Origin of the sequence: Paeniglutamicibacter psychrophenolicus, assembly GCF_030812255.1 — a bacterium.
In the GTDB taxonomy this organism is placed as follows: Bacteria; Actinomycetota; Actinomycetes; order Actinomycetales; family Micrococcaceae; genus Paeniglutamicibacter; species Paeniglutamicibacter psychrophenolicus_A.
Window position 1 is genome coordinate 1 of the sequence record NZ_JAUSSH010000031.1, and the last position, 1,862, is coordinate 1,862.

The window sequence follows — 1,862 nt, forward strand, 5'->3', positions numbered from 1 at the left end:
TTTGTCCTTGTTTTGCATAAGCAATTTCTTATGAATTATTGAACCTGGTATGCATGCCCCTCGCGGGTGTGTGTTTCTTGGTTCTTTCGATTGTATGTATGAAGCTCATGTAAATTTTTGACCCTTGTTTGTGGTCAAGTTTTTAAGGGCGCACGGTGGATGCCTTGGCATTGGGAGCCGAAGAAGGACGTGGGAATCTGCGATAAGCCTGGTGGAGTCGATAACCGGACGTTGAGACCAGGATTTCCGAATGGGGAAACCCCGCACCATGTCATGTGGTGCGACCCGCAGCTGAACACATAGGCTGCGTGGAGGGAACGCGGGGAAGTGAAACATCTCAGTACCCGCAGGAAGAGAAAACAAAAGTGATTCCGTTAGTAGTGGCGAGCGAACGCGGATGGGGCTAAACCGAGCCATGTGTGATAGCCGGCGGGCGTTGCATGGTCGGGGTTGTGGGACTTTCACGTTCCAGTTCTGCCGGACTGGTGAAGTGAGGTGCGGGCGCATAGGCGAATCGGCTTGAATGCCGGACCATAGAGGGTGAGAGTCCCGTAGTGCGAATGTGTTCCGCCGCTTTGTGAGAGCATCCCAAGTAGGACGGGGCCCGAGAAATCCCGTTTGAATCCGCCAGGACCACCTGGTAAGCCTAAATACTACCCAATGACCGATAGCGGACAAGTACCGTGAGGGAATGGTGAAAAGTACCCCGGGAGGGGAGTGAAATAGTACCTGAAACCGTGCGCTTACAATCCGTTGGAGCCTCCTTGTTGGGGTGACAGCGTGCCTTTTGAAGAATGAGCCTGCGAGTTAGTGTTACGTCGCGAGGTTAACCCGTGTGGGGAAGCCGTAGCGAAAGCGAGTCTGAATAGGGCGAGTCAGTGGCGTGATCTAGACCCGAAGCGAAGTGATCTACCCATGGCCAGGTTGAAGCGCGTGTAAGAGCGCGTGGAGGACCGAACCCACTTCAGTTGAAAATGGAGGGGATGAGCTGTGGGTAGGGGTGAAAGGCCAATCAAACTTCGTGATAGCTGGTTCTCCCCGAAATGCATTTAGGTGCAGCGTTGCGTGTTTCTTGCCGGAGGTAGAGCTACTGGATGGCTAATGGGCCCTACAAGGTTACTGACGTCAGCCAAACTCCGAATGCCGGCAAGTGAGAGCGCAGCAGTGAGACTGTGGGGGATAAGCTTCATAGTCGAGAGGGAAACAGCCCAGAACGCCAACTAAGGCCCCTAAGCGTGTGCTAAGTGGAAAAGGATGTGGAGTTGCGAAGACAACCAGGAGGTTGGCTTAGAAGCAGCCACCCTTGAAAGAGTGCGTAATAGCTCACTGGTCAAGTGATTCCGCGCCGACAATGTAGCGGGGCTCAAGCACACCGCCGAAGTTGCGTCATTCATATTTTTGGCAGGCCTTCGTGGTCCAGCCGTGTGGATGGGTAGGGGAGCGTCGTGTGGGCAGTGAAGTCGCGGTGTAAACCAGCGGTGGAGCCCACACGAGTGAGAATGCAGGCATGAGTAGCGAATGACGGGTGAGAAACCCGTCCGCCGAATGATCAAGGGTTCCAGGGTCAAGCTAATCTGCCCTGGGTAAGTCGGGACCTAAGGCGAGGCCGACAGGCGTAGTCGATGGACAACGGGTTGATATTCCCGTACCGGTGAAAAACCGCCCATATTGACCTGGTGATGCTAACCACCCCAAGTGCCCACCATCCTTCCTTCGGGAAGGGTACCGGGTGTGCGGCGTGGGACCCGAACCAGGGAGGTAAGCGTATTAACAGGTGTGACGCAGGAAGGTAGCCGAGCCAGGCAATGGAATTGACCTGGTCCAAGGATGTAGGGCGAGTCATAGGCAAATCCGTGACTCAC

General features: G+C 54.8%; 1 rRNA gene. It reads left to right on the top strand.

Going from position 1 to position 1,862, the window contains the following annotated elements:
* Positions 1-132 precede the first annotated feature (132 nt).
* Positions 133-1,862, top strand: a 23S ribosomal RNA gene (locus J2T21_RS20745); the annotation flags it as partial.